This is a genomic window from Roseivirga thermotolerans, assembly GCF_014653175.1.
Lineage (GTDB): Bacteria > Bacteroidota > Bacteroidia > Cytophagales > Cyclobacteriaceae > Roseivirga > Roseivirga thermotolerans.
In genome coordinates, this window is record NZ_BNAG01000004.1 from 470,597 (window position 1) to 491,308 (window position 20,712).

Annotated in this window: 22 protein-coding genes; 20 read left to right on the plus strand and 2 right to left on the minus strand. The window is 42.9% G+C overall.

Going from position 1 to position 20,712, the window contains the following annotated elements; genetic code table 11:
* Positions 1 to 4: 4 nt before the first annotated feature.
* The 9 genes from leuC (at position 5) to IE164_RS15860 (ending at position 10,319) form a co-directional block, all read left to right on the plus strand.
* Complete coding sequence (gene leuC, locus IE164_RS15820) at positions 5 to 1,399, plus strand: 3-isopropylmalate dehydratase large subunit (RefSeq protein ID WP_189631224.1); 1,395 nt, start codon at positions 5 to 7, stop codon at positions 1,397 to 1,399.
* A gap of 1 nt (position 1,400) precedes the next feature.
* Complete coding sequence (leuD, locus tag IE164_RS15825; RefSeq protein ID WP_189631225.1) at positions 1,401 to 1,988, plus strand: 3-isopropylmalate dehydratase small subunit; 588 nt, start codon at positions 1,401 to 1,403, stop codon at positions 1,986 to 1,988.
* Between the two features lie 7 nt (positions 1,989 to 1,995).
* On the plus strand, positions 1,996 to 3,102 hold the full coding sequence (gene leuB / locus IE164_RS15830) for a 3-isopropylmalate dehydrogenase (protein ID WP_189631226.1): 1,107 nt from the start codon (positions 1,996 to 1,998) through the stop codon (positions 3,100 to 3,102).
* A 90-nt stretch (positions 3,103 to 3,192) separates the two neighbouring features.
* On the plus strand, positions 3,193 to 3,867 hold the full coding sequence (locus IE164_RS15835) for a GOLPH3/VPS74 family protein (protein WP_189631227.1): 675 nt from the start codon (positions 3,193 to 3,195) through the stop codon (positions 3,865 to 3,867).
* A gap of 95 nt (positions 3,868 to 3,962) precedes the next feature.
* Positions 3,963 to 4,688 carry a YebC/PmpR family DNA-binding transcriptional regulator gene (locus tag IE164_RS15840; RefSeq protein WP_189631228.1) on the plus strand — a complete coding sequence of 242 codons (726 nt, stop codon included), beginning with the start codon at positions 3,963 to 3,965 and terminating at the stop codon, positions 4,686 to 4,688.
* A 119-nt stretch (positions 4,689 to 4,807) separates the two neighbouring features.
* The gene (locus tag IE164_RS15845; RefSeq protein ID WP_189631229.1) at positions 4,808 to 5,218 is read left to right on the plus strand and encodes a hypothetical protein; all 411 of its coding nucleotides are present in this window, start codon (positions 4,808 to 4,810) and stop codon (positions 5,216 to 5,218) included.
* 130 nt (positions 5,219 to 5,348) lie between these two features.
* Positions 5,349 to 5,846 (plus strand): thiol peroxidase, encoded by a 498-nt coding sequence (gene tpx, locus IE164_RS15850; protein ID WP_189631230.1) that lies wholly within the window; start codon positions 5,349 to 5,351, stop codon positions 5,844 to 5,846.
* A 98-nt stretch (positions 5,847 to 5,944) separates the two neighbouring features.
* A complete protein-coding gene (locus tag IE164_RS15855) occupies positions 5,945 to 8,476 on the plus strand; it encodes a PIG-L family deacetylase (protein WP_189631231.1) in 2,532 nt (843 codons plus the stop codon).
* Between the two features lie 133 nt (positions 8,477 to 8,609).
* Positions 8,610 to 10,319, plus strand: a complete 1,710-nt coding sequence (locus tag IE164_RS15860) for a sodium:solute symporter family protein (protein ID WP_189631232.1) — start codon at positions 8,610 to 8,612, stop codon at positions 10,317 to 10,319.
* Here the strand turns inward: IE164_RS15860 and IE164_RS15865 are convergent, their stop codons facing one another.
* The gene (locus IE164_RS15865; RefSeq protein WP_189631233.1) at positions 10,320 to 11,144 is read right to left on the minus strand and encodes a PDDEXK family nuclease; all 825 of its coding nucleotides are present in this window, start codon (positions 11,142 to 11,144) and stop codon (positions 10,320 to 10,322) included.
* Positions 11,145 to 11,288: 144 nt separating this feature from the next.
* Here IE164_RS15865 and IE164_RS15870 point away from each other — a divergent pair, with 144 nt between their 5' ends.
* The 6 genes from IE164_RS15870 (at position 11,289) to msrA (ending at position 15,904) form a co-directional block, all read left to right on the plus strand.
* The gene (locus tag IE164_RS15870) at positions 11,289 to 12,620 is read left to right on the plus strand and encodes an exonuclease domain-containing protein (protein ID WP_189631234.1); all 1,332 of its coding nucleotides are present in this window, start codon (positions 11,289 to 11,291) and stop codon (positions 12,618 to 12,620) included.
* A 158-nt stretch (positions 12,621 to 12,778) separates the two neighbouring features.
* Positions 12,779 to 12,964 (plus strand): hypothetical protein, encoded by a 186-nt coding sequence (locus tag IE164_RS15875; protein WP_189631235.1) that lies wholly within the window; start codon positions 12,779 to 12,781, stop codon positions 12,962 to 12,964.
* Between the two features lie 149 nt (positions 12,965 to 13,113).
* Positions 13,114 to 14,043 carry a class I SAM-dependent methyltransferase gene (locus IE164_RS15880; protein ID WP_189631236.1) on the plus strand — a complete coding sequence of 310 codons (930 nt, stop codon included), beginning with the start codon at positions 13,114 to 13,116 and terminating at the stop codon, positions 14,041 to 14,043.
* Positions 14,044 to 14,103: 60 nt separating this feature from the next.
* Positions 14,104 to 14,646: a peptide-methionine (R)-S-oxide reductase MsrB gene (msrB, locus tag IE164_RS15885; protein WP_189631237.1), complete on the plus strand. Its 543-nt coding sequence runs from the start codon at positions 14,104 to 14,106 to the stop codon at positions 14,644 to 14,646.
* A gap of 67 nt (positions 14,647 to 14,713) precedes the next feature.
* Positions 14,714 to 15,190 (plus strand): pyrophosphohydrolase domain-containing protein, encoded by a 477-nt coding sequence (locus IE164_RS15890; RefSeq protein ID WP_189631238.1) that lies wholly within the window; start codon positions 14,714 to 14,716, stop codon positions 15,188 to 15,190.
* Between the two features lie 51 nt (positions 15,191 to 15,241).
* Positions 15,242 to 15,904, plus strand: a complete 663-nt coding sequence (msrA, locus tag IE164_RS15895) for a peptide-methionine (S)-S-oxide reductase MsrA (protein WP_189631239.1) — start codon at positions 15,242 to 15,244, stop codon at positions 15,902 to 15,904.
* Between the two features lie 6 nt (positions 15,905 to 15,910).
* On the opposite strand, the gene IE164_RS15900 is transcribed toward msrA, so the two are convergent.
* Positions 15,911 to 16,429 (minus strand): HEAT-like fold family protein, encoded by a 519-nt coding sequence (locus IE164_RS15900; protein ID WP_189631240.1) that lies wholly within the window; start codon positions 16,427 to 16,429, stop codon positions 15,911 to 15,913.
* A gap of 138 nt (positions 16,430 to 16,567) precedes the next feature.
* Between IE164_RS15900 and IE164_RS15905 the strand changes: the two genes are divergently transcribed.
* The 5 genes from IE164_RS15905 to IE164_RS15925 all read left to right on the plus strand — a co-directional run bounded on the left by IE164_RS15905 (position 16,568) and on the right by IE164_RS15925 (position 20,711).
* Positions 16,568 to 17,050, plus strand: a complete 483-nt coding sequence (locus tag IE164_RS15905) for a DUF456 domain-containing protein (protein WP_189631241.1) — start codon at positions 16,568 to 16,570, stop codon at positions 17,048 to 17,050.
* A gap of 31 nt (positions 17,051 to 17,081) precedes the next feature.
* The gene (locus IE164_RS15910; RefSeq protein WP_189631242.1) at positions 17,082 to 18,734 is read left to right on the plus strand and encodes a tetratricopeptide repeat protein; all 1,653 of its coding nucleotides are present in this window, start codon (positions 17,082 to 17,084) and stop codon (positions 18,732 to 18,734) included.
* A gap of 160 nt (positions 18,735 to 18,894) precedes the next feature.
* On the plus strand, positions 18,895 to 19,710 hold the full coding sequence (locus tag IE164_RS15915; protein ID WP_189631243.1) for a SprB repeat-containing protein: 816 nt from the start codon (positions 18,895 to 18,897) through the stop codon (positions 19,708 to 19,710).
* Between the two features lie 11 nt (positions 19,711 to 19,721).
* A complete protein-coding gene (locus IE164_RS15920; RefSeq protein ID WP_189631244.1) occupies positions 19,722 to 20,147 on the plus strand; it encodes an OB-fold protein in 426 nt (141 codons plus the stop codon).
* A 3-nt stretch (positions 20,148 to 20,150) separates the two neighbouring features.
* A complete protein-coding gene (locus tag IE164_RS15925; RefSeq protein ID WP_189631245.1) occupies positions 20,151 to 20,711 on the plus strand; it encodes a YceI family protein in 561 nt (186 codons plus the stop codon).
* Position 20,712 lies beyond the last annotated feature (1 nt).

Here is a 20,712-nt window from a genome sequence, read left to right on the forward strand (position 1 = left end):
TACTATGGCAAAAACATTGTTTGACAAGGTTTGGGACGCCCATGTGGTGAAAAGCCTTGAAGGAGGAATAGATGTACTGTATATAGACAGGCACCTGATTCATGAAGTAACCAGTCCGCAGGCTTTTTCAGAGATCGAAAAGCGAGGACTCACCTTATTTAGAAAAGATCAGATGGTGGCAACTCCCGACCACAACGTGCCCACCAAAGATCAGCATTTACCCATTCAAGAGGCCCTTTCCAGGCATCAGGTAGATACCTTGATTAATAATTGTGAAAAACACAACGTAACGCTCTACGGTCTGGGGCACCCTTTTCAGGGAATAGTTCATGTAATTGGTCCGGAGTTGGGAATTACGCTTCCTGGTAGAACGATGGTTTGTGGCGATTCCCACACCTCTACCCATGGTGCTTTCGGGGCTATAGCTTTTGGTATTGGCACAAGCCAGGTGGCTCAGGTAATGGCCAGCCAGTGTTTATTACAGTCCAGGCCCAAAACCATGCGTATTACTATAGATGGAAAGCTTAATAAAGGCGTGTATGCCAAAGACATTATTCTGTACGTCATTTCTAAACTTACAGCGGCCGGAGGAACAGGTTACTTTGTAGAGTATGCCGGATCTGCCATCCGTTCACTCTCCATGGAAGCTCGAATGACCATCTGCAACATGAGTATAGAAATGGGTGCCAGAGGGGGAATGATAGCCCCAGACGAAACGACATTCGACTACATTCATGGACGAGAGTTTGCCCCTAAAGGAGAGGCGTGGGAGAGAGCTCTGGATTATTGGAGCACACTCTATTCTGATGAAGGAGCTACTTTCGACAAGGAATATAATTTTCCGGCAGAAGACATAGAACCCATGATTACCTATGGCACCAACCCGGGTATGGGCATTAAAATCACATCAGCTATACCAGATAGGCTGGCCGAAGCCGGAGAGGAAAGCTTCAATAAATCACTCAAATATATGGGCTTTCAGGCCGGAGAGAGTCTACTCGGAAAACCTATAGATTATGTATTTATAGGCAGTTGTACCAACTCCAGAATAGAAGACCTTAGAATAGTGGCAAACTATGTGAAAGGAAAGCGCAAGGCCTCCAATGTCAATGCCATGATTGTGCCAGGGTCTAAGCAGGTAGAAAAACAGGCAAAGGCTGAGGGACTGGATAAAATATTAGAAGAAGCCGGTTTCGAGTTAAGAGAGCCGGGCTGCAGTGCATGCCTCGGAATGAATGAAGATAAGGTGCCGGCCGGGGCCTATTGTGTATCTACTTCAAACCGAAATTTTGAAGGCAGGCAGGGCCCGGGAGCCAGAACACTTTTGGCCAGTCCTTTGGTAGCCGCTGTTACGGCTATTGAGGGAAAAATTGTAGACATCACTAAACACCTCAACTAACATGGAAAAGTTTGTAAAAGTTACTTCAACGGCAGTACCAATGCCTATAGAAGACATAGATACCGATCAGATTATTCCGGCCAGATTTTTAAAAGCCACCAATAGAGAGGGTTTTGGAGAAAACCTGTTTAGAGATTGGCGCTATGAGAAAGGTAATGAACCCAAAGCCGATTTTGTGCTGAACGATTCTACCTACTCTGGTGAAATATTAGTAGCGGGCAAAAACTTTGGCTGTGGTTCCTCACGAGAACATGCGGCCTGGGCTCTATACGATTATGGCTTCAGAGTGGTAGTGTCTAGTTTTTTTGCAGATATTTTTAAAGGAAATGCCCTCAACAACGGGCTACTGCCTGTTCAGGTTTCAGATGCCTTTCTAAGTGATTTATTACAGGCCATTAAGAAAAATCCTGCCCTTCAAGTAACCGTAAATCTGCCAGAACAGGTCATTAGTTTTGATGATAAAGCAGAGACATTTGAGGTGAACGCATATAAAAAGGAATGCCTCTTGAATGGTTATGACGACATAGATTTTTTAGTAAGTATTAAAGAGGAAATTGAGGCCTATGAGGCCTCTTCAAAGGTAATATAAGATGGGAGTGAAGAAGAATATTGGAGTTTTACCTGGCGATGGTATTGGCCCCGAAGTAATAGCTGAGGCTATAAAAGTGTTGGATGCTGTTTGTTCAAAATATGGTCATAAGTTTACCTATGCCTATGGGCATGTAGGAGCTGTGGCTATCGACCATACAGGCAACCCTCTGCCCGATGAGACACTGGCCATTTGCGAGCGAAGTGATGCTTTTCTTTTTGGAGCCATTGGAGATCCCAAATATGACAATGACCCCAAGGCCAAAGTGCGTCCCGAACAAGGACTTCTGAAACTGAGAAAGAGTCTTGGGCTTTATGCCAATATTAGACCTGTAACAGCCTATGATAGCCTGTTGCATATGTCTCCACTAAAGACAGAAAAAATTAAAGGTGTTGATATAGTTGTTTATAGAGAGTTGACGGGAGGTATATATTTTGGAGAAAAAGGAAGAACAGAAGATGGTGCTTTCGATCACTGTACTTACTCCAATTATGAAATAGATCGCATTGCGCATCTGGCCTTCCAGTCGGCTCAAAACCGAAAAAAGCACGTCACCCTTGTAGACAAAGCCAATGTATTGGAAACCTCACGGCTTTGGAGAGAACGTGTCAATGAAGTGGCTAAAGATTATCCCGATATTTCCCTTGAATGCATGTTTGTTGACAATGCAGCCATGCAAATGATTCAAAATCCTAAGCAGTTCGATGTGATTCTAACTGAGAATATGTTTGGTGATATTATTTCTGATGAGGCCAGTGTTATTGGCGGGTCGCTGGGGCTCTTACCTTCTGCTTCAGTTGGAGACAAAACAGCCATGTTCGAACCCATTCATGGCTCTTACCCTCAAGCTGCTGGGAAAAACATTGCCAACCCATTAGCCACTATTCTTTCAGCGGCTATGATGCTCGATCATCTAAACCTTATCGATGAGGCCATAGAGGTAAGACAAGCTGTAAGTGCCTCACTTCGGCACGGAATGGTAACGGCTGATTTGGCCCGAAATGATGGTTATTCTACCGATAGAGTTGGCGATTTTGTGGCCAATTATATTGCAGATGGAGAAGACTCATGCTCTCAACAAAACATTCAAGCAGGGATTAGCACAATTATTTAAGTTGCTTTTCAGAACAATAGAATATCAAAACCCACAATTCTTTGAAGTTTAACATAAGCTTTTGGTATCTTCGGATTTAACCAAAAGCTTATGAAACTTAATCTACTGGAAGAGTATCTGCTATTGGCACTAGACGATGAGAAGGGGAAGTTTGTCATAGACTCAACCCGACTCAATTATGGATTTGCCGGGGCAAGTCTTTTAGAGCTGGCAGTGCGCGGAAAGGTAGAGATTGACGGTGAGCGCATTATTCTTACAGACAATGCCTATGAGCCAGAGATTGCGTTGAATAAAGTTATCGATGTGGTCAGCCAGCTCAAAAGTCCGATTCTCAAAGATTGCCTGAAAGAGTTGGCCGAAAAGACGGGCGAAATTAAAGACGATACCCTCCAGCACCTGATTAATAAAGGAATACTCAGAAGAGAAGAGCATAAGATTCTTTGGATCATTCCTACAGAACAATACCCAACGGCCGACTTGTCGCCTGAAAGCAAGGTAAGAAAACGGCTAGACGATGTAATAAATGATGAGGCCAATGTAGAACCACATGACCTTATGCTCCTTAGTCTAATAGATGCCACAGATCTAACCCAGGAAGCATTTCGCGATCAGGACGACTATAAATCCATACGTGCTAAAATTAGAGAAGTAACAAAAGACGTGGGCATAAGCCGGGTAATCAACAAGAGCATACGCGAAATTCAGGCTGCCATCATGATGGCCATTAGCAGCACCCTGGTTATAGGTAGTATAAGTTCTCATTAAGTAGAAGATAATACCAATCCAAAGAAATTTCAACTAGTGGTGGATGCGCTATTCATCAGACTTTTTATTTTTGCAGCGGTTTTAAAAACGTATCCATGGGAAGAGCATTTGAATATAGAAAAGCCGCTAAAATGAAACGGTGGGACAAGATGTCCCGAATTTTTCCTAAACTGGCCAAAGCCATAACCATGGCAGCAAAAGAGGGAGGCTCAGACCCGGACATGAACGCCTCTTTGCGTACGGCTATTCAAAATGCCAAGGCTCAGAATATGCCTAAGGACAACATCGATGCGGCCATAAAACGGGCTACAAGCAAAGATGTAGCAGACTACATGGAGATTAACTATGAAGGCAAAGGCCCCCATGGTGTGCTGGTATTTGTAGAATGCGCTACGGACAACCAAAACAGAACCGTTGCCAATGTAAAATCTTATTTCAATAAGGCCGGAGGAGGTCTGGTACCCAATGGTTCACTCGAGTTTATGTTTGCCCGAAAGGCTGTTTTCGAATTCCTCAAAAAAGACGATATGGATTTAGAGGAACTTGAGCTGGAACTCATCGATGCTGGTCTTGAAGAAATTGAATCGCATACTGACGATGACGATGTAACCACCGTATACGCCTATGCTGATTATACCAACTTTGGTTCTCTGCAGGAAGCACTGGAAGAACTTGGTATAGACGTTAAGAATGCTGCCCTCAAGCGTTTCCCAACGAGTCCGGTAGAATTCAGTGATGAGCAACTTGAAGAAATTGAAAAAATGCTCGATAAACTGGAAGAAGATGATGATGTACAGGCCGTGTACACAAATATAGCCTAGTCTAAATAATTAATTATCAATATGTTAAAGCTTCCCGGTGGGAGGCTTTTTTTATGCCTTGGCATTTTTGGCATCATTTTGGAAAATCCACTTATAACATCAACCAAAAGGAGGTCAAAATGAAAAAAGGTTTACTCATTCTATCGGTTTTAATCTTGTTTGCCAGTTGCGATGTAGTGGTGATTGAGGCACCCTACGATCCGCGCGATAATTTTACAGGAAGGTACACTGTAGAGGAATACAGTGAAACCTATGATGTACTCACCAAATACAATGTGAGAATAATAAAAGATGCCGATCCATACAGCAATGTGGTGTATATAAGAAATTTCTATGCTGCCGATATTGAAGTGTTTGCCGATGTTCATGGCGACCGCCTGACCATTCCACGACAAATAATTGACGGATATGTCATTCAAGGGACGGGTAGATTGGACTACGGAGACCTTGTGTTGAGTTATTCAGTAGAAGATAGATTAGACGATTCCAGCTTAGTAGACTTTTGTAATACGGTCTATTTCAGAAGATAAAGTGTTGTTTTGAGTTTTGATCGGAGGTCTACTTGCAAGGGTAGGCCTCTATTCTTTTCAGGGCTATTTCTTTTAAACATATTTTTAATTTGCCATGTTGGATTGGCGTAACTTTAAACAAAAACTGAACATGGCAAAAATTACACTTGGTGGTAAAGAAACTCACACCAACGGAGAGCTGCCCGCAATTGGCACACCGATAAAAAACTACACCTTTGTTAAAAACGATATGTCGGCTGTTCAACTTGCCGATTTTAAGGGTAAGAAGGTTATACTCAATATCTTCCCTAGCATAGATACCGGAGTTTGCATGGCTTCGGTGAGAAAATTCAATGAAGAAGCAGCTAAGCTGAGTAATGCAGCTGTGCTTTGTGTTTCTAAAGATTTACCTTTTGCGCTTAATCGTTTTTGCGGTGCCGAAGGAATTGAAAATGTAACCGTAGCTTCAGACTTCAGAACCCCTGAGTTTGCCGAAGATATGGGACTTAAAATTGCCGAAGGAGCCTTCTCAGGGCTCAACTCCAGGGTAATCATTGTGTTAGACGAAGAGGGTAAAGTAAAGTATACAGAGCAGGTGCCAGAAATAGGGCAGGAGCCCAACTACAGTGCAGCCCTGGCGGCCGTATAAAACTTCATTAAAATCCACCGCTTAAGAAACTCCCAGCGGTGGATTTTTCACAACTTCATATATTCGGGTTCGTACATCAATCCATTAAAGAAAAACCAATGGGATTTAACATACGCTGCCTGATAGGGTTTTTATTCTTCCTGAGCACAGCCCATGTACATGCTCAGGCACCTAAAAAGCCCAATGCCGCAGAGCTTAAACAAGCCTTAAACAAATTAGAAGTACTAGGGTCAGTTATGTACCTGGCCGCTCATCCAGACGATGAAAATACACGCCTTATTGCGTATATGGCCAACGAAAAGAAGCTGCGCACCGCCTATCTGGCCATGACCCGTGGCGATGGAGGCCAAAACCTGATTGGTACTGAAATTCGTGAATATCTGGGCATAATACGGACTCAAGAACTTTTGGCTGCTCGCAGAACCGATGGTGGTGAGCAGTACTTTACCAGAGCAAATGATTTTGGTTTCTCTAAAGATCCGGACGAAACATTTACCATTTGGGACAAAGAAGATGTGCTTGCCGATGTAATCTGGAACATCAGAAAATTTAGGCCGGATGTGATCATTACTCGTTTCGATACGGCCAGAGATAATAGTGGGAGAATGCATGGCCACCATACTGCATCGGCTTTGCTGGCGCAAGAGGCATTCGATAAGGCAGCAGACCCTACCGTATATCCTGAGCAACTGAAGTATGTAGAACCATGGCAACCAAAGGGACTCTACTGGAACACCTATAATTTTGGTGGTGGCTTTAGTTCAGATCATGCCGATGAGCAAGGTTATTTTGAGCTGGATCTGGGCGCATATAATGAATTGTTAGGCCTGTCGTACGATGAGATTTCTGCCTTAAGTAGGAGTCAGCATAAATCTCAAGGCTTTGGAAGCACCGGAAGAAGAGGAGAACTGAAAGAGTACTTAATGCACTGGAAAGGTGCACTGCCCAAAGCAGATATATTTGCTAACATCGATCAAACATGGTCTAGAGTAGAAGGAGGAGAAATCATTGGTAAAATGGTAGCCGAAGCCAATGCAGGGTTTGATATGGAAAACCCATCTTCCATAATTCCCCAACTCGTTCAAATCAGAAAACAAATAGAAACTCTCAAAGATGATTATTGGAGAGAGCAGAAACTCAAGGAGGTTGATTTCCTAATTAAAGGGGCCCTGGGACTATTTCTTGAAGCTCGGGTCGCAGACTACTCAGCCACTCCGGGAGAGTCTTTGGAACTAACCATTGAAGCCATTAATCGTTCGGCTGCCAATGTGTTATTAAACCAGGTTAGTTTTAAAGGAAATAGTCATGTGATTAGTGTTGAGAAGCCTTTGAACAATAATCAATTGCTTACCACAGAAACTCAACTCACTATAAATCAACCGATATCTCAACCATATTGGCTGAAGAAAGAAGCCAAGCTGGGTATGTATGTGGTAGATGAGCAACTCCTGAGAGGCCTGCCGGAAAACCCTGCTACTATTACCGCTGTTTTCCATCTCACTATTGACGAAACCCGGCTTCGCATGGAAATGCCGGTGGTTTATAAAGAAAATGATCGGGTAGATGGAGAAGTATATCGACCATTTGTAGTAACTCCTCCGGTGTTTGTTTCTATGGATGCAAGCGTATTGATGTTTCCTGACGAAGAAGCGAAAAGTGTAGAGGTGCTTGTGAAGGCCGGCAAAGCCAATATTGCCGGTGAAGTAAATATTAAACTGCCCCAAGGCTGGAAGGCCAGTGCCACCAGTTTTTCTTATTCACTTAAAAATAAAGGTGATGAGCAACGGTTTGAGATAGAGATTCTTCCGCCAAAAGAAGCTTCAGAGGCTTATTTGACTGTCGAAGCTTCCTATAACGGAAAGGTCTATAACCGATCGATTAAAGTAATTGACTATCCGCATATTCCGGTACAAACAATTTTTCCTGAGAGCCGGGTGAAAATTGTGAAACTCAACCTACAGAAGAAGGGGCAATACATTGGCTATATTATGGGTTCGGGAGACGACATCCCCGCCAGTCTGGAACAAGTGGGTTATAAAGTAGACATACTAGATCCGGAAAAAATTACAGCTTCAACGCTTCTAAATTATGATGCGGTGATTGTAGGTATAAGAGCATATAATACCATAGACAGAATGAATTTCATTCAGCCTGAACTAATGAAATTTGTTGAAGCCGGGGGTACTGTAATTACCCAATACAATACCCAGATGAGAGATCAACCGGCCATTGGACCTTATCCTTTCAGTATTTCCCGCGATAGAGTGACGGTAGAAGGAGCAGAAGTACGGATTTTAGCTGAAGACCATCCCATTATCAATGGTCCGAATAAGATCACTTCCAAAGACTTTGAAGGCTGGGTGCAAGAAAGAGGTTTATATTTCCCTAATCAATGGGACGAACGTTACACAGCCATTCTCTCTTCCAACGACCCGGGAGAGACACCCAAGAACGGAGGTCTTCTGGTAACTCAATATGGTGAGGGCTATTTTGTATATACAGGCTATTCCTGGTTTAGAGAACTTCCTGCAGGAGTGCCGGGAGCATTTAGAATTTTTACGAACATGATTTCTTTGGGACAGGATAAGCCCCGTCCGACATCTTTGAAATCGGTTGAAAACAAACAATAATGAGCGAAAATCTTCCAGAAGGGGAAAAAGTACGTTTCCTGTTTTTTAGAAGTTGGCCAGGCGTTTATGCCTTTGTATTGACCGTACTGGCCATACTTATTGCCTTGTTTTATTTTTTGACGATTAGCTACTCATGAAGGAAATTGACTGGATAGTTCTGTTTGGAACACTGTTTTTTATTGTGGCTTATGGGATTTGGAAGACACGTGGTGAAAAGAGCGTAGAGGGTTACCTGAGAGGCGGCAATGACACCAAGTGGTGGGTTATTGGCCTCTCCATAATGGCTACGCAGGCCAGTGCCATTACTTTTTTAAGTACTCCGGGGCAGGCATATACCGATGGTATGCGCTTTGTTCAGTTTTACTTTGGCTTGCCGGTGGCCATGATCATCATCTCCATTTTCTTTCTTCCTATCTACTATAAGGCTAAAGTGTATACGGCTTATGAATATCTGGAAGGGCGATTCGACCTGAAGACCCGTTTGCTTGCAGCTTCTATTTTCTTAATTCAACGAGGGCTTGCGGCCGGAATTACCATTTATGCACCTTCAATAATCCTCAGTGCTTTGCTGGGGTGGCCTTTGCAAGTAACTACTATTGTGATCGGCCTGTTAGTAATCTTGTATACAGTGTCTGGAGGTACCAAGGCCGTAACACAGACCCAGAAGCAGCAAATGGCTGTAATGATGGGGGGAATGGTAATTGCGGGTATAATGGTCATTACCTCCTTGCCCGGCAATGTGGGCTTCTCAGATGCGCTGCATGTAGCCGGTAAAATGGGGAAACTGAACGTGGTAAACTTTGAATTCGATCCGGCCGATCGTTACAATTTTTGGTCGGGTATGACAGGAGCTGTGTTTCTGTTTTTGTCCTACTTTGGTACAGACCAATCGCAGGTGCAACGCTACCTTTCCGGCAAAACCCTTAAAGAAAGCCGCATGGGTTTAATGATGAACGGGCTACTAAAAGTGCCTATGCAGTTTGTCATACTCTTTATAGGAGTAATGGTTTTTGTGTATTACCAATACAATCAGCCACCGATTTTTTTCAATGAAGCCATAAGGGCAGAGGTGGTGGAAAGTGAGGAGTTTGGAGGAGCGTTTACTTCAGTAGAACAAGAATACACTCAGTTATTCGAGGAGAAAAAGCAATTGGTAAATGATCTAACCGAAGCAGTGGCTACCAAAAACGAGGTGCTGATTGAAACCGCACAGCACGAGTTAAACAGATTACAAGGAGCCAGCGATACACTGAGAAACGAGGCGAAGAAACTTATTGCTCAGGCACTTCCCGGCCGGGAAACGAATGATAAGGACTACATCTTCATGAATTTTGTGATGAACACCATGCCTGTAGGCTTGGTAGGGCTGCTGTTTGCCGTTATTTTCTCTGCAGCCATGTCTTCTACTTCTTCTGAACTGAATGCCCTTGGCTCTACCACTACCATAGACTTGTATAAGCGTGTAGTCAACAAAGAGGCGACAGACGAGAAGTATCTGAAGAACTCTAAGCTGTTTACATTGGCGTGGGGTGTGCTGGCCATTATTTTTGCCTCAACCCTCAATTTGTTCGAAAACCTTATACAGGCCGTAAACCTCATTGGCTCTCTGTTTTACCCTATTGTATTAGGTATTTTTGTGGTAGCCTTCTTCTTTAAATCTGTAAAAAGCAATGCGGTTTTTTATGCCGCCATAATTGCCCAGGTAGTGGTCATATTGGTGCACTATCTAAATATTGAGGGAAAGGCAGGGCTATTAACCATGGGCTTCTTATGGTACAATGCTTTCGGTTGCATTTTGGTGGTGGTTCTCGGCTTCATTATTAAAGCGTTCCATAATAGATAGTTAGTCGCTGCAGAGATTTCCTGATTCATTGAGGATCTTGGCATGTTTTCTCTTGTCGATGGGCGCCAGCAGTTCCGGGTTTTCTATGAGCTCCCGGCACAGCACAATGTTATCGGCCAACAAGGTCTCTTTTTCTTTTCTTGTAAGGCTATAGAGGCAGGTAATTGGATAGAGCCCAGAGAGCTCTATGCGTTCTCTAAGGTTCCCTTTGCCGGGATAGTCCCAGGACAAAAGTTTTAGACCATAACAACCGGCATATTGCTCTGCATCGCTGGTAAACCGGGTGTTGGTCATAATCCAGCACTCGAATTTTTGACGCTTATTATCAGGTTTTAAACCATTTACTATGTCGTTGAAGCGAGAGTGTACATAGAGCGGTGTTTTAACATCAGATTTGTAGCCCGGATTGCTATGGTGTTTGCACTCTCCAATAATCCACAGGCCATCTTTCTTTGCCGATATATCTACCTCATGGCTAAGACAACGTCCGTTCATTTCAATGCCCACAGCTACATCAAACCCCTGATATTCAAACAACTTGCCCATAAAGCGCTCAAAGGGATAGCCCGAAGGGCCCAACTCTAGAATGGCTGTTTTTAATTTGTATTTGCCTGCTAATTTAGAACTGGACGCTCTCAGCAGTTGGTAGGCTCTTTTGTAAATCTCCCGCGTAGTAGTTGTCTCTGTGAGTTCCTGGTCAATCTTCTGCTGAATACGTACTATTAACTCTTCCGATGCACCAGAATTAAAAAGGGATTGCCTGAGCTTTTCTTCCCTGAATTCTACCACCTCTCCGGAGGCTTTCTTAACCCAACGTTGTGCCATAGAAATTCAATATAGTTACCACAAGGTCTCTAACCTAACGAATATTTCAGCTCTAAAGCCCGCTTTAATATAAAGTACACCGCTCCATAAATCTTTTATTTCAATCTGCTGGAATACTTGTACAACTCGTTTTAATTTGAAAGCATGTATGCTATTGTGGATATTGAAACAACGGGAAGTTCGGCTGCTCATGGAAAAATAACTGAGATAGCTATTATTATTCACGATGGCAAGCGTGTGGTAGATGAATACCAAACTTTACTTAACCCTGAACAGCATATTCCATCCAACATAACCGCGCTCACCGGCATAGATAATGAAATGGTGGCTGATGCTCCCAGGTTCTACGAGGTAGCCAAAGACATACACCTGCTATTAGAGGGACACATTTTTGTAGCACACAATGTCAATTTCGACTACTCTTTTATTAAAAAGGAATTTCAGGAGTTAGGAGCCAACTTTTCAATGCCTAAACTCTGCACCGTTCGGCTATCGCGAAAAGTATTTCCAGGGCTTAAGTCGTACAGCCTGGGGAGGTTATGCGATCACTTTGGTATAAAAAATGAAGCGCGTCACCGGGCCATGGGCGATGCCAGGGCAACGGCTATATTGATGGATAAAATATTGGCCAATGAAAAGGGTGAAATCGACTTCTTTTTAAAGAAAACCAGCAAAGAGGCCGATTTGCCACCTAACCTCGACCGTGAATCTTTTGAGGTATTGCCCGAAACTACGGGAGTTTATTATTTCCACGATCATCATGGCAAAGTGCTTTATGTAGGTAAGGCCAACAATATTAAAAAGAGGGTACGAACGCACTTTAGCAGCACCGATGTCATTTACAAACAGCAGCTTAAGGACAAAATCAGACAAGTGAGTTATGAGGTTTGTGGCGATGAATTGATCGCCTTCTTAAAAGAGTCTTATGAGATCAAGCGCCTTTTTCCTCCCTTTAACAAAGCCCAAAAGTTTCCTACGCCTAAGTTTGGAATGTATCATTACACCGATGGTGCGGGCATCAACCGACTCGCCATTGGCAAGGTTCAGAAAGGGCTACAGCCTGTGCAAACTTTTCCATCGTTCGATAAAGCCCGGAGTTTTTTAATTCAGTTTGTAAAAACACACGGGTTGCAACCCGAACATTGTGGTTTGCCGGAGTCATTGCTCAACTACTATGGCTACAGCTTCGATGAAGCCTCGGAAAACGAGCTGAAGGAGAGGTTTCAACGAGCGCTATCTTCATTGATGGTAAGCCGGGAAAGCTATTGCATTTTGGGCAAAGGCCGGGATAGGGAAGAGGTGGCTGTTGTATTGGTAGAAGAAGGAAGGTATTTGGGCTTCGGATTTGCTGAAACCCAATTTTCGTTTGAGACAATAAGCGATGTTAAGAGTGTGATCCAGCGTTATCCGGACACACCCGATGTGCAAAGTATTATCCGCCAATTCAGAGAAAAAAGGAAAGTTATTAGCCTTTGATACAACAGTTACTAGGGCATAGCCATTGAAAGTTGTATATTTAATAGACAGGCAACTAAACAGATTTTGGTTTAGTACGTTACTATAGTAGCCTCAACTAATTCGACACGTTGGACACTTTACCTAAATATTAGTTGAACATATTACTCACAATGGAAATGAAGAAGTCAAAAGAAATCGGGGGAATCATTCTTAAATATGCTGAAGAGAAGATTCAGAAGAGGTCGCTAGAAACCACCGCTCAAATACGAAAGTATTTGAACGACCTTTCAGAGGTTAGCAAGGAGTTGATGTACTCAAGTGCCGTTCGAGCAGGGAAAACATCACTTATAATGAAAAAATAGTAACCGGCACTTGCCGGTTTTTTTATGCCACTAAATTCCCAGTTTGGGAAGTTAGTTCTTGGTCAAATCTTAGTTTTTCCTCATTTTTGGGTGTTTTATTCGCGTGGTAGGGTTATTGTAATCCAGTAGGTACAATAACTACGTAATTAATGGCGGTGTTAGAGAGTTTGGAGAGTAACTTCTTTTTATGTCCACATACCCGAAAGCCTTTGCGCTTTATGTCTCGGGATGAATTGAGCGTGTTAAATCAAAGAATTAAACGCAACGAGCTTTATTTTCACCTGGGAATTCAGGCACAGTGTTCGGTAGATAGTGCACTGATTACGGAGAACCAAACTTATGTTTACCCCATTGTTGAAGGCATTATCTTTCTTAAAAAGGATGTAGCTATAACTGCCAAGAACAGAACTAAAAACCCTTTTATGAGGGTTCCCGAGCATATCACTGAAGAGTTTTTCAATACCTACAAAGTTCTAAGTAAAGAGAAGGCAGCTGAGCCGGTGCTAAAAGATTTGAATAGTCAAAAGCTTGACAACGATCAATTACTACAGTTGAAGTCGCGCTTACCCAAAAGTGGGCAGTGTTTCATGAGTGTAGTAACACATGATGTTGATGCCATTCACAATCTTGTATTCAACACCAGGTTTAATGCGTACGTTCATATCGACTTTTCGCTAGACCGCCTTTTGGCTATTAAAAAGGATGTAAAGCAGGGAACAGAACTTGTGTTGTGCGATGTGGCTTGTTTGCCTTTTGAAGCCAACACTGTAAATGCCCTGTTTTCGTTCGATTATATCAATGAGTACGATAAGGCCGATCAGGCAGTAGCTTACGAAGAGCTCAAGCGTGTGTTAAAAGAAGATGGTGCCTCTGTGGTATTGTACGATAAGAGCAAACCGCTGCATGCACAGAGCCAATTAAAGTCTGATCAACTGTCCAAGAAAGCACTTTCTGTTTTAGCCCCCTGGAAGAAGAAAAAAGTGCCAACCATTTATTTTCACCCTGTAACGGTAGATGCTGACGAAAACCACCGCGAGGAACTAATGACTAAAACATCATTTGGCAGACAGTTCTCTTGATTCGTAAAACCAGTTCAAACCTTTTATACGTATGTGTGGTTAGTGAAACAAAAAATTACCATGAAAGGAAAAGTCATATTGTTGTCAGGTTTGGTGGTGATTCTTATTACTAGTTTTTTCGCGGCAAAAAGTAGCACGGTTCAAGAAAAACAAGATAAAGGCAAGCAGAAGGAAGGCTATGAAATACAGCTTTCTGAAGAAGAGTGGAAAAAAAGACTTACTCCCGAGCAATACTACATTTTAAGAGAAAAAGGTACCGAACTGGCAGGTTCAGGCAAGTACAATAAGTTTTATGAAGAAGGAACATATTATTCTGCAGCTTCCTTGCAGCCTGTTTTTTCTTCCGAAACCAAGTATAATTCCTATTCCGGTTGGCCTAGTTTCTGGAAACCTGTAAATGATAGTGCCATTAAACTGGTAAAAGATACCACGCTCGGCATGGTGCGTTGGGAGGTGGTAGATAGCAAAAGCGGATCGCATTTAGGACATGTATTTAATGATGGTCCGGCTCCAACGGGATTGAGGTATTGTATAAATAGTGATGCCCTCATCTTTGTACCTAAAGGAGAAGAGCCTCCCGTATTCAAAAAAGACATGAAGTAATTCAGACGAAAAGAATAAATCATTAACATTGGCCTGAAACTAAAAATCAGGCCTTTTTTATTGAATTATGGAAGAACCAAAACCACTCAACAGCGTAGCCGAATTTCACAAAACATTCAAACATCCGATATTACCAAGTCCGCAAATTCCAGACGCGAGCCGTTGTCAATTGCGTGTTTCTCTCCTGGCAGAGGAATTAAAAGAATTAGAAGAGGCCATTGCCAATAAAGATTTGGTTGAAGTAGCCGATGCCCTCTGCGATTTGCAATATGTATTGAGCGGAGCCATTTTGGAGTTCGGGCTTGGAGAGAAGTTTAAAGAATTGTTCGATGAAGTTCAGCGTTCCAACATGAGCAAGACCTGCAAGTCTATGGAAGAGGCTAGAGCCACCCAGCAACACTATCTGGAAAAGGATGGTACAGAAAGCTATATAGAAGAGTCTGACGGGCATTTTCTGGTTTACAGAAAAGGAGATAATAAAACCCTCAAGTCTGTAAATTACTCTCCGGCCGACCTGAAAAGTAGGTTAGCCGACTTCATTTAAAAACCTTTGCCATGAGCAAGGCGTTAGTGAAGCGAATCTAATTAAGAAGTTATGCAAGCATTTTATACGGTCATACTTTCGGTACTATTTAACCTGTCAATCAGTTCGTGTCACTCGTCTACAGAAGGTTCAACAGCCGTTAATTTACAATCGGTACAAGATGGCCTTGAAGTAGCCACATTTGCCGGAGGCTGTTTCTGGTGTACTGAAGCAGTGTTTGAGAGGGTAGAAGGTGTGAAAGATGTGGTGTCCGGATATACCGGAGGGAAAGAAGAGAACCCTACCTACTATCAGGTAAGTTATGGTGAAACCACACATGCTGAAGCCGTACAAATTTACTTCGACCCCGAAACCATAAGCTACCAACAATTGCTGGATATTTTCTTTGCCACCCATGACCCTACCCAGCTAAATAGGCAGGGGCCCGATATTGGTGCACAATACAGAACGGCAGTTTTCTATCATAGTGAAGAGCAGAAAAAAGCGGTAGAAAGCACCATTAAACAATTGGATGAATCGGGTTTGTATGCAAAAAAGATTGTAACTGAAGTGAAGCCTTACGGCAAGTTTTGGCTGGCAGAAGATTATCATCAAAACTACTATGAGTTGAATCCCGGCAATCCTTACATTATTAACATAGCCGTGCCAAAGGTCAAGAAGTTTAAGAAGCAATTTCCACAGTGGGTAAAGGCAAGCTATGCCAATGAAAAGTAAACCGTATTAGAGTTTGGAGAGGGCAGCCAGTACTTTCTGTCCTCTACTCACTTCTCCTTTACTACCGTTTTCTACCACATCTTCTACAGCTATTTTCAATTCATTTTTTAGTTCGGGTAGTTCCTTTACAATATTTAATGCGGTACTCATAGCGAAAACCTTTACTGCGATTGGTTCGGTTTTATTCATGAGAATGTCTATGCACAGATCGTATACGTCTCCCCAAAGGGCTTCGTCAATGCGTTGAAATTGCATAACCCGAAAGACATTTCTTCTAAAAGCTACTTTGGCCTCTTTTCGTTTTATCCGGTCGATCATAGCAGGAAAGAAGGGAGTGATTAGCGATGGAGCTTGTTCTCCCAAGGTACCAACCACCCAAGCCGCGTGCTGTACTAACCGAGTATCTTCTCCAAAAAACAGCTTCATGAGCCCATCAACACCGTCAGGGTGTTTAATTAAATAGGCCGCAATACGGTCTTTATTTGCTTTACTGTGCTCCTGTAAAAGCTCTTTTCTAATGTCCATAAATGTAGTGCCGTGGTCTCAGCTATCAACTTCCATGTTTTCGTCCTTAAGGTAGTTCAAATTGTTAGGAGCAACCAATTGGCTGTGCAATTCCGCAAAGAAATTAGCATATTTAGCACTTGGTCAAAAACGTATTTTATGGATATTCTTCTAGTTATTCTGGGCTTTGTTTGCATGATAGTGGGCATTTTAGGTTGCTTTCTTCCCATTATTCCAGGGCCTCCCATTAGTTTTCTTTCACTACTCTTATTACAGTGGACCGAAAAATCGCCTTTCGATTCGGATACACTCTGGTTGTGGGCATTTATTACAGCGGCCGTCACCGCTTTGGATTATGTTGTCCCTATTTATGGCACCAAAAAGTTTGGAGGTACCAAGCGTGGTGTTTGGGGTAGCACCATTGGTTTGGTAGTTGGTTTGTTCTTTTTTCCTCCCTTCGGAATTATTGTGGGTCCCTTTGTAGGAGCCTTTTTAGGCGAGATGAGCACGGGCAAAGCAACTAATCAGGAAGCCTTGAAATCTGCCTTTGGTTCATTTATCGGTTTTTTAGTAGGCACCCTAATCAAGCTTATCGCTTCAGGGTATATGGCGTGGATGTTCGTAAAGTATGTGTTTGCGTAGCCTTGTTTTATCCATTTTTGCTTTATGCATATTGCTGAAACCACTTTCAGCTCAACACGATGTAGATAGTCTTAAAAATATTCTAAATCATTACCCCAATCAAGACACTATTCGGGTACAGTTGCTCAATCAGTTGGGTTTGGAATATTGGATTATAGACCCCGTTGTAGCCGATGAATATGGCAATGAAGCCTTGCGGCTTGCCGAAAAGCTCAACTATATGCAGGGGACGGCATTTGCACTAAGAGTATTGGGTGTTGCTAATTGGACCCGTGGTAACTACGAACTGGGACTAATTGATTTGCTCAAATCCAGATCGGCCTATCAGAAGCTGAATGACGAATTGGGTGTAGCCAACTGTCATTTAAATATTGGAATGATCTACGCTGATCAGGGCATTGTCAATCGAGCTCTGGAAAACTACAGGCAAGCCCTGGATGGATTTGAGAAAGCCGGCCGGTCTGACCGCATTGCTACGGCTTATAATAAAATGGGAGAGGTTTATATACGCTCCCAGAGCTATAGTCAGGCATTGGAGTATTTACTTAAGGCCTTGGCCATACACGAGAAAAATGGGTTTATCTATGGAGTTGGAGAGTCGAACAACCGATTGGGAGAGCTCTTTTTGGCTAAAAAGGAATATGATGAAGCACTAAGCTACTTCTTGAAGGCAGTCTCAATTAGTGAAAAACTTAATGATGCCGATGGTATGGCGCGTGGCTTTCTCGATTTGGGTCGGGCCTACCTGGCTCAAGCCAATTATTCCAAGGCCAACGAATACCTTAGAAAAGGTGAGAAAATAGCTCGTGAAGTAGGAGCTAAGAAGTGGCTGAGAGACACTTACCAAACGCTCAGAGTCCTGGCAGAGGAAACCGGGCGCTGGAAAGAAGCGAATGCCTATGCCACCATGTACATTACCATGAAGGATAGCCTTTTTAATGAGCAAATGGCCAACAGAATAGCAGAGATTGAAAAAAGAAATGAACTGGCCGCTCAGGAGAAGGAACTGGAGGCGTTGAAGAATGAGGCCATATTTTTGAGTACACAAAATGAGCTGAACAGGAACCTGAAATTTGCACTGGCAGCGGCTATGCTATTGTTACTTGTATCGGCCTATCTTTTTATAAACAGGCAGCGACTTCGCATTAAAAAAGACCGTATCATATACGAGTCGCAACAAGAAATGGCCAATCTTGCCCTACAAAAAGCGCGACTAGAGCAGTCTAAGCTGGAGCAAGAACTTGCTACCAGAGATAAAGAGTTGACCTCTTACACGGTGAACTTCATACGTAAAAATGAGGTAATTAATAGCCTTAAAGAACGTGTTCAAGACCTCAAAAAAAGCCTTGCCAAGTCGCATTCAAAAGAAGTTCAGCAATTAATGCAGTTGGCGAATTCCATTCAGGATGTAGACAAAGATTGGGAAGAATTCAGGCTCTACTTTGAAAACGTACATACGGATTTCTTTAAAAATCTAAACCAGAAATTCCCCCAGTTGAGTGCAGGCGAATTGCGGCTTGCAGCTCTTATACGACTCAACCTAAACCTCAAAGAAATTTCCTCAGTTCTGGGTATATCCCCAAACAGTGTCAAGACAGCCAGGCATCGTTTAAAGAAACGGCTGAATCTGGATAAAGAAGAGTCACTGCTCGCATATCTCATTCAAATGGACCAAACAGCTTAAAACCGTGCTTCGTCATAAGGTATTGGTTTTCAGTGCGATAGTTCGATCTGTATACCTTTTGTTTACGTACATAATGTCGGCTGCTTACCAAAAGAACCCTTAAATTGAACCTAAGTCACTGGTGGTCAGCCTACATTTGAGTTGTTATAACCACATGAACATGAAACACGTCTTTAACTCCAATCCTTTAAGGTATACAGCTGTGCTAGGGCTATTCGCAATACTTCTGGCCATTAGTTGTACTTCAGAAAAAGAACCCTTGCCCGATGAATGTGAGGGTAGCATAAGTTTACAAACCACTATTGGCAGCGAAGCTAATTGCGGACAGAGTACCGGAAGCTTTACCGTAGTGGCTACGGGTGGTAGTGCCCCTTATACATACGCGCTTAACGGAGGTACTGCTCAAAGCTCTGCTTCCTTTGATAACCTGGCGGCCGGCAGTTATACCCTTACTGTGACGGATAACTCGGGATGTACCGCAGAAATCTCTGTAAACATTGCCAACCAAGACGGTGTAAATGCTTCGATATCCGGCACCACAGCCAGCGATTGCGATACACCAAACGGTAGTATAAGCGTAAGCGCCACCGATGGAGCAGGGCCTTACCAATACAAGCTTAACGACAATGCTTTTCAATCGGGTAATACCTTTGACGGTTTGGCTCCGGGCAATTATACCGTAACCGTAAGAGATGCCAATAACTGCGAGGTTTCGCTTCAGGCCACCATTAAGTCCGATGTGGTATTTGCACAAGTAAAGAACATTATTCAAACCAACTGCGCTGTGTCGGGTTGTCACAACGGAACCACTTTCCCCGATCTCAGAGTAGATAATAACATAGTTGCCCAAGCCAGCCGTATCAAGGCAAGAACCGGGGCCAAAACCATGCCTCCATCGTCTAGCGGCAGATCGCTTTCTGACGATGAAATTGCAGAGATTGCCTGTTGGGTAAATGATGGTGCCAGTCTCAACTAAAAACAGCACCAATGAAAAAGAAACGTCTCATAATTATTGCAGTAGTCATGGCATTTGTTGCGGCTTACATAGTCTATGATAAAATGCTTTCGACCGGGCCAAAGATGAAATCTCGTACCGTGGAAGCGTCCCTGACAGCCGAGGCACTATACAATGCGTTTGAAACCGATGAAAACAAGGCCAATACGCTATATCTAAACAAGGTGGTTCAGGTTGAAGGAATAGTTACAGCCATTCATCAATCGGCCGAAGCCAAGCCGGTAGTTGAGCTGGAAACCAACGGTTTTGGCTTGCTCAAGTGCACATTGGAAGACTCAAATGAGTTGACCAACCATTCCTTAACAGATGGTGATCGGGTAGTGCTCAAGGGAGAGTGCATTGGTTATTTGCTCGATGTGCTGCTGGAAGACGTGATTATCATTGAAATTAAAAACTAACACATGAAACCATTAAAACTATTAAACCTGAGTATGGCCATGCTTTTGGCTACTTCAGGTATGGCACAGGATCGTTTTCTGACCCGAAATGGAGAGGTTAAATTCTACTCTCACGCACCTCTCGAAGATATTGAGGCTTTTAATGATAAAGTACTGAGTGTGATTGATTTAAACAAAGGTGAAGTAGCCGTAGATATATTGATAAAAGCTTTTCAGTTTGAAAAGGCCCTTATGCAGGAACACTTCAACGAAAATTACATGGAGTCTGCCAAATACCCGAAGTCTACTTTTAAAGGAAAATTTGAGGTGCCCGATGGACTTAAGTCTATGAGTAATGGCACATATCCTGTAACGGTTAGTGGCGATATTACTATCCATGGTGTTACTAAACCCCTGACCACACGGGTAGAACTTGTGGTTATCAACGGTACTATAAATACAGAATTTAGCTTTAAAGTAAAGGTAAAAGACCACGATATTAAAATACCCAGCGTAGTGGTCAGGAACATTGCAGAAGAAGTGGAAGTAACCGCTAATTTTAAGTATGAGCCATATCAACGCTAGT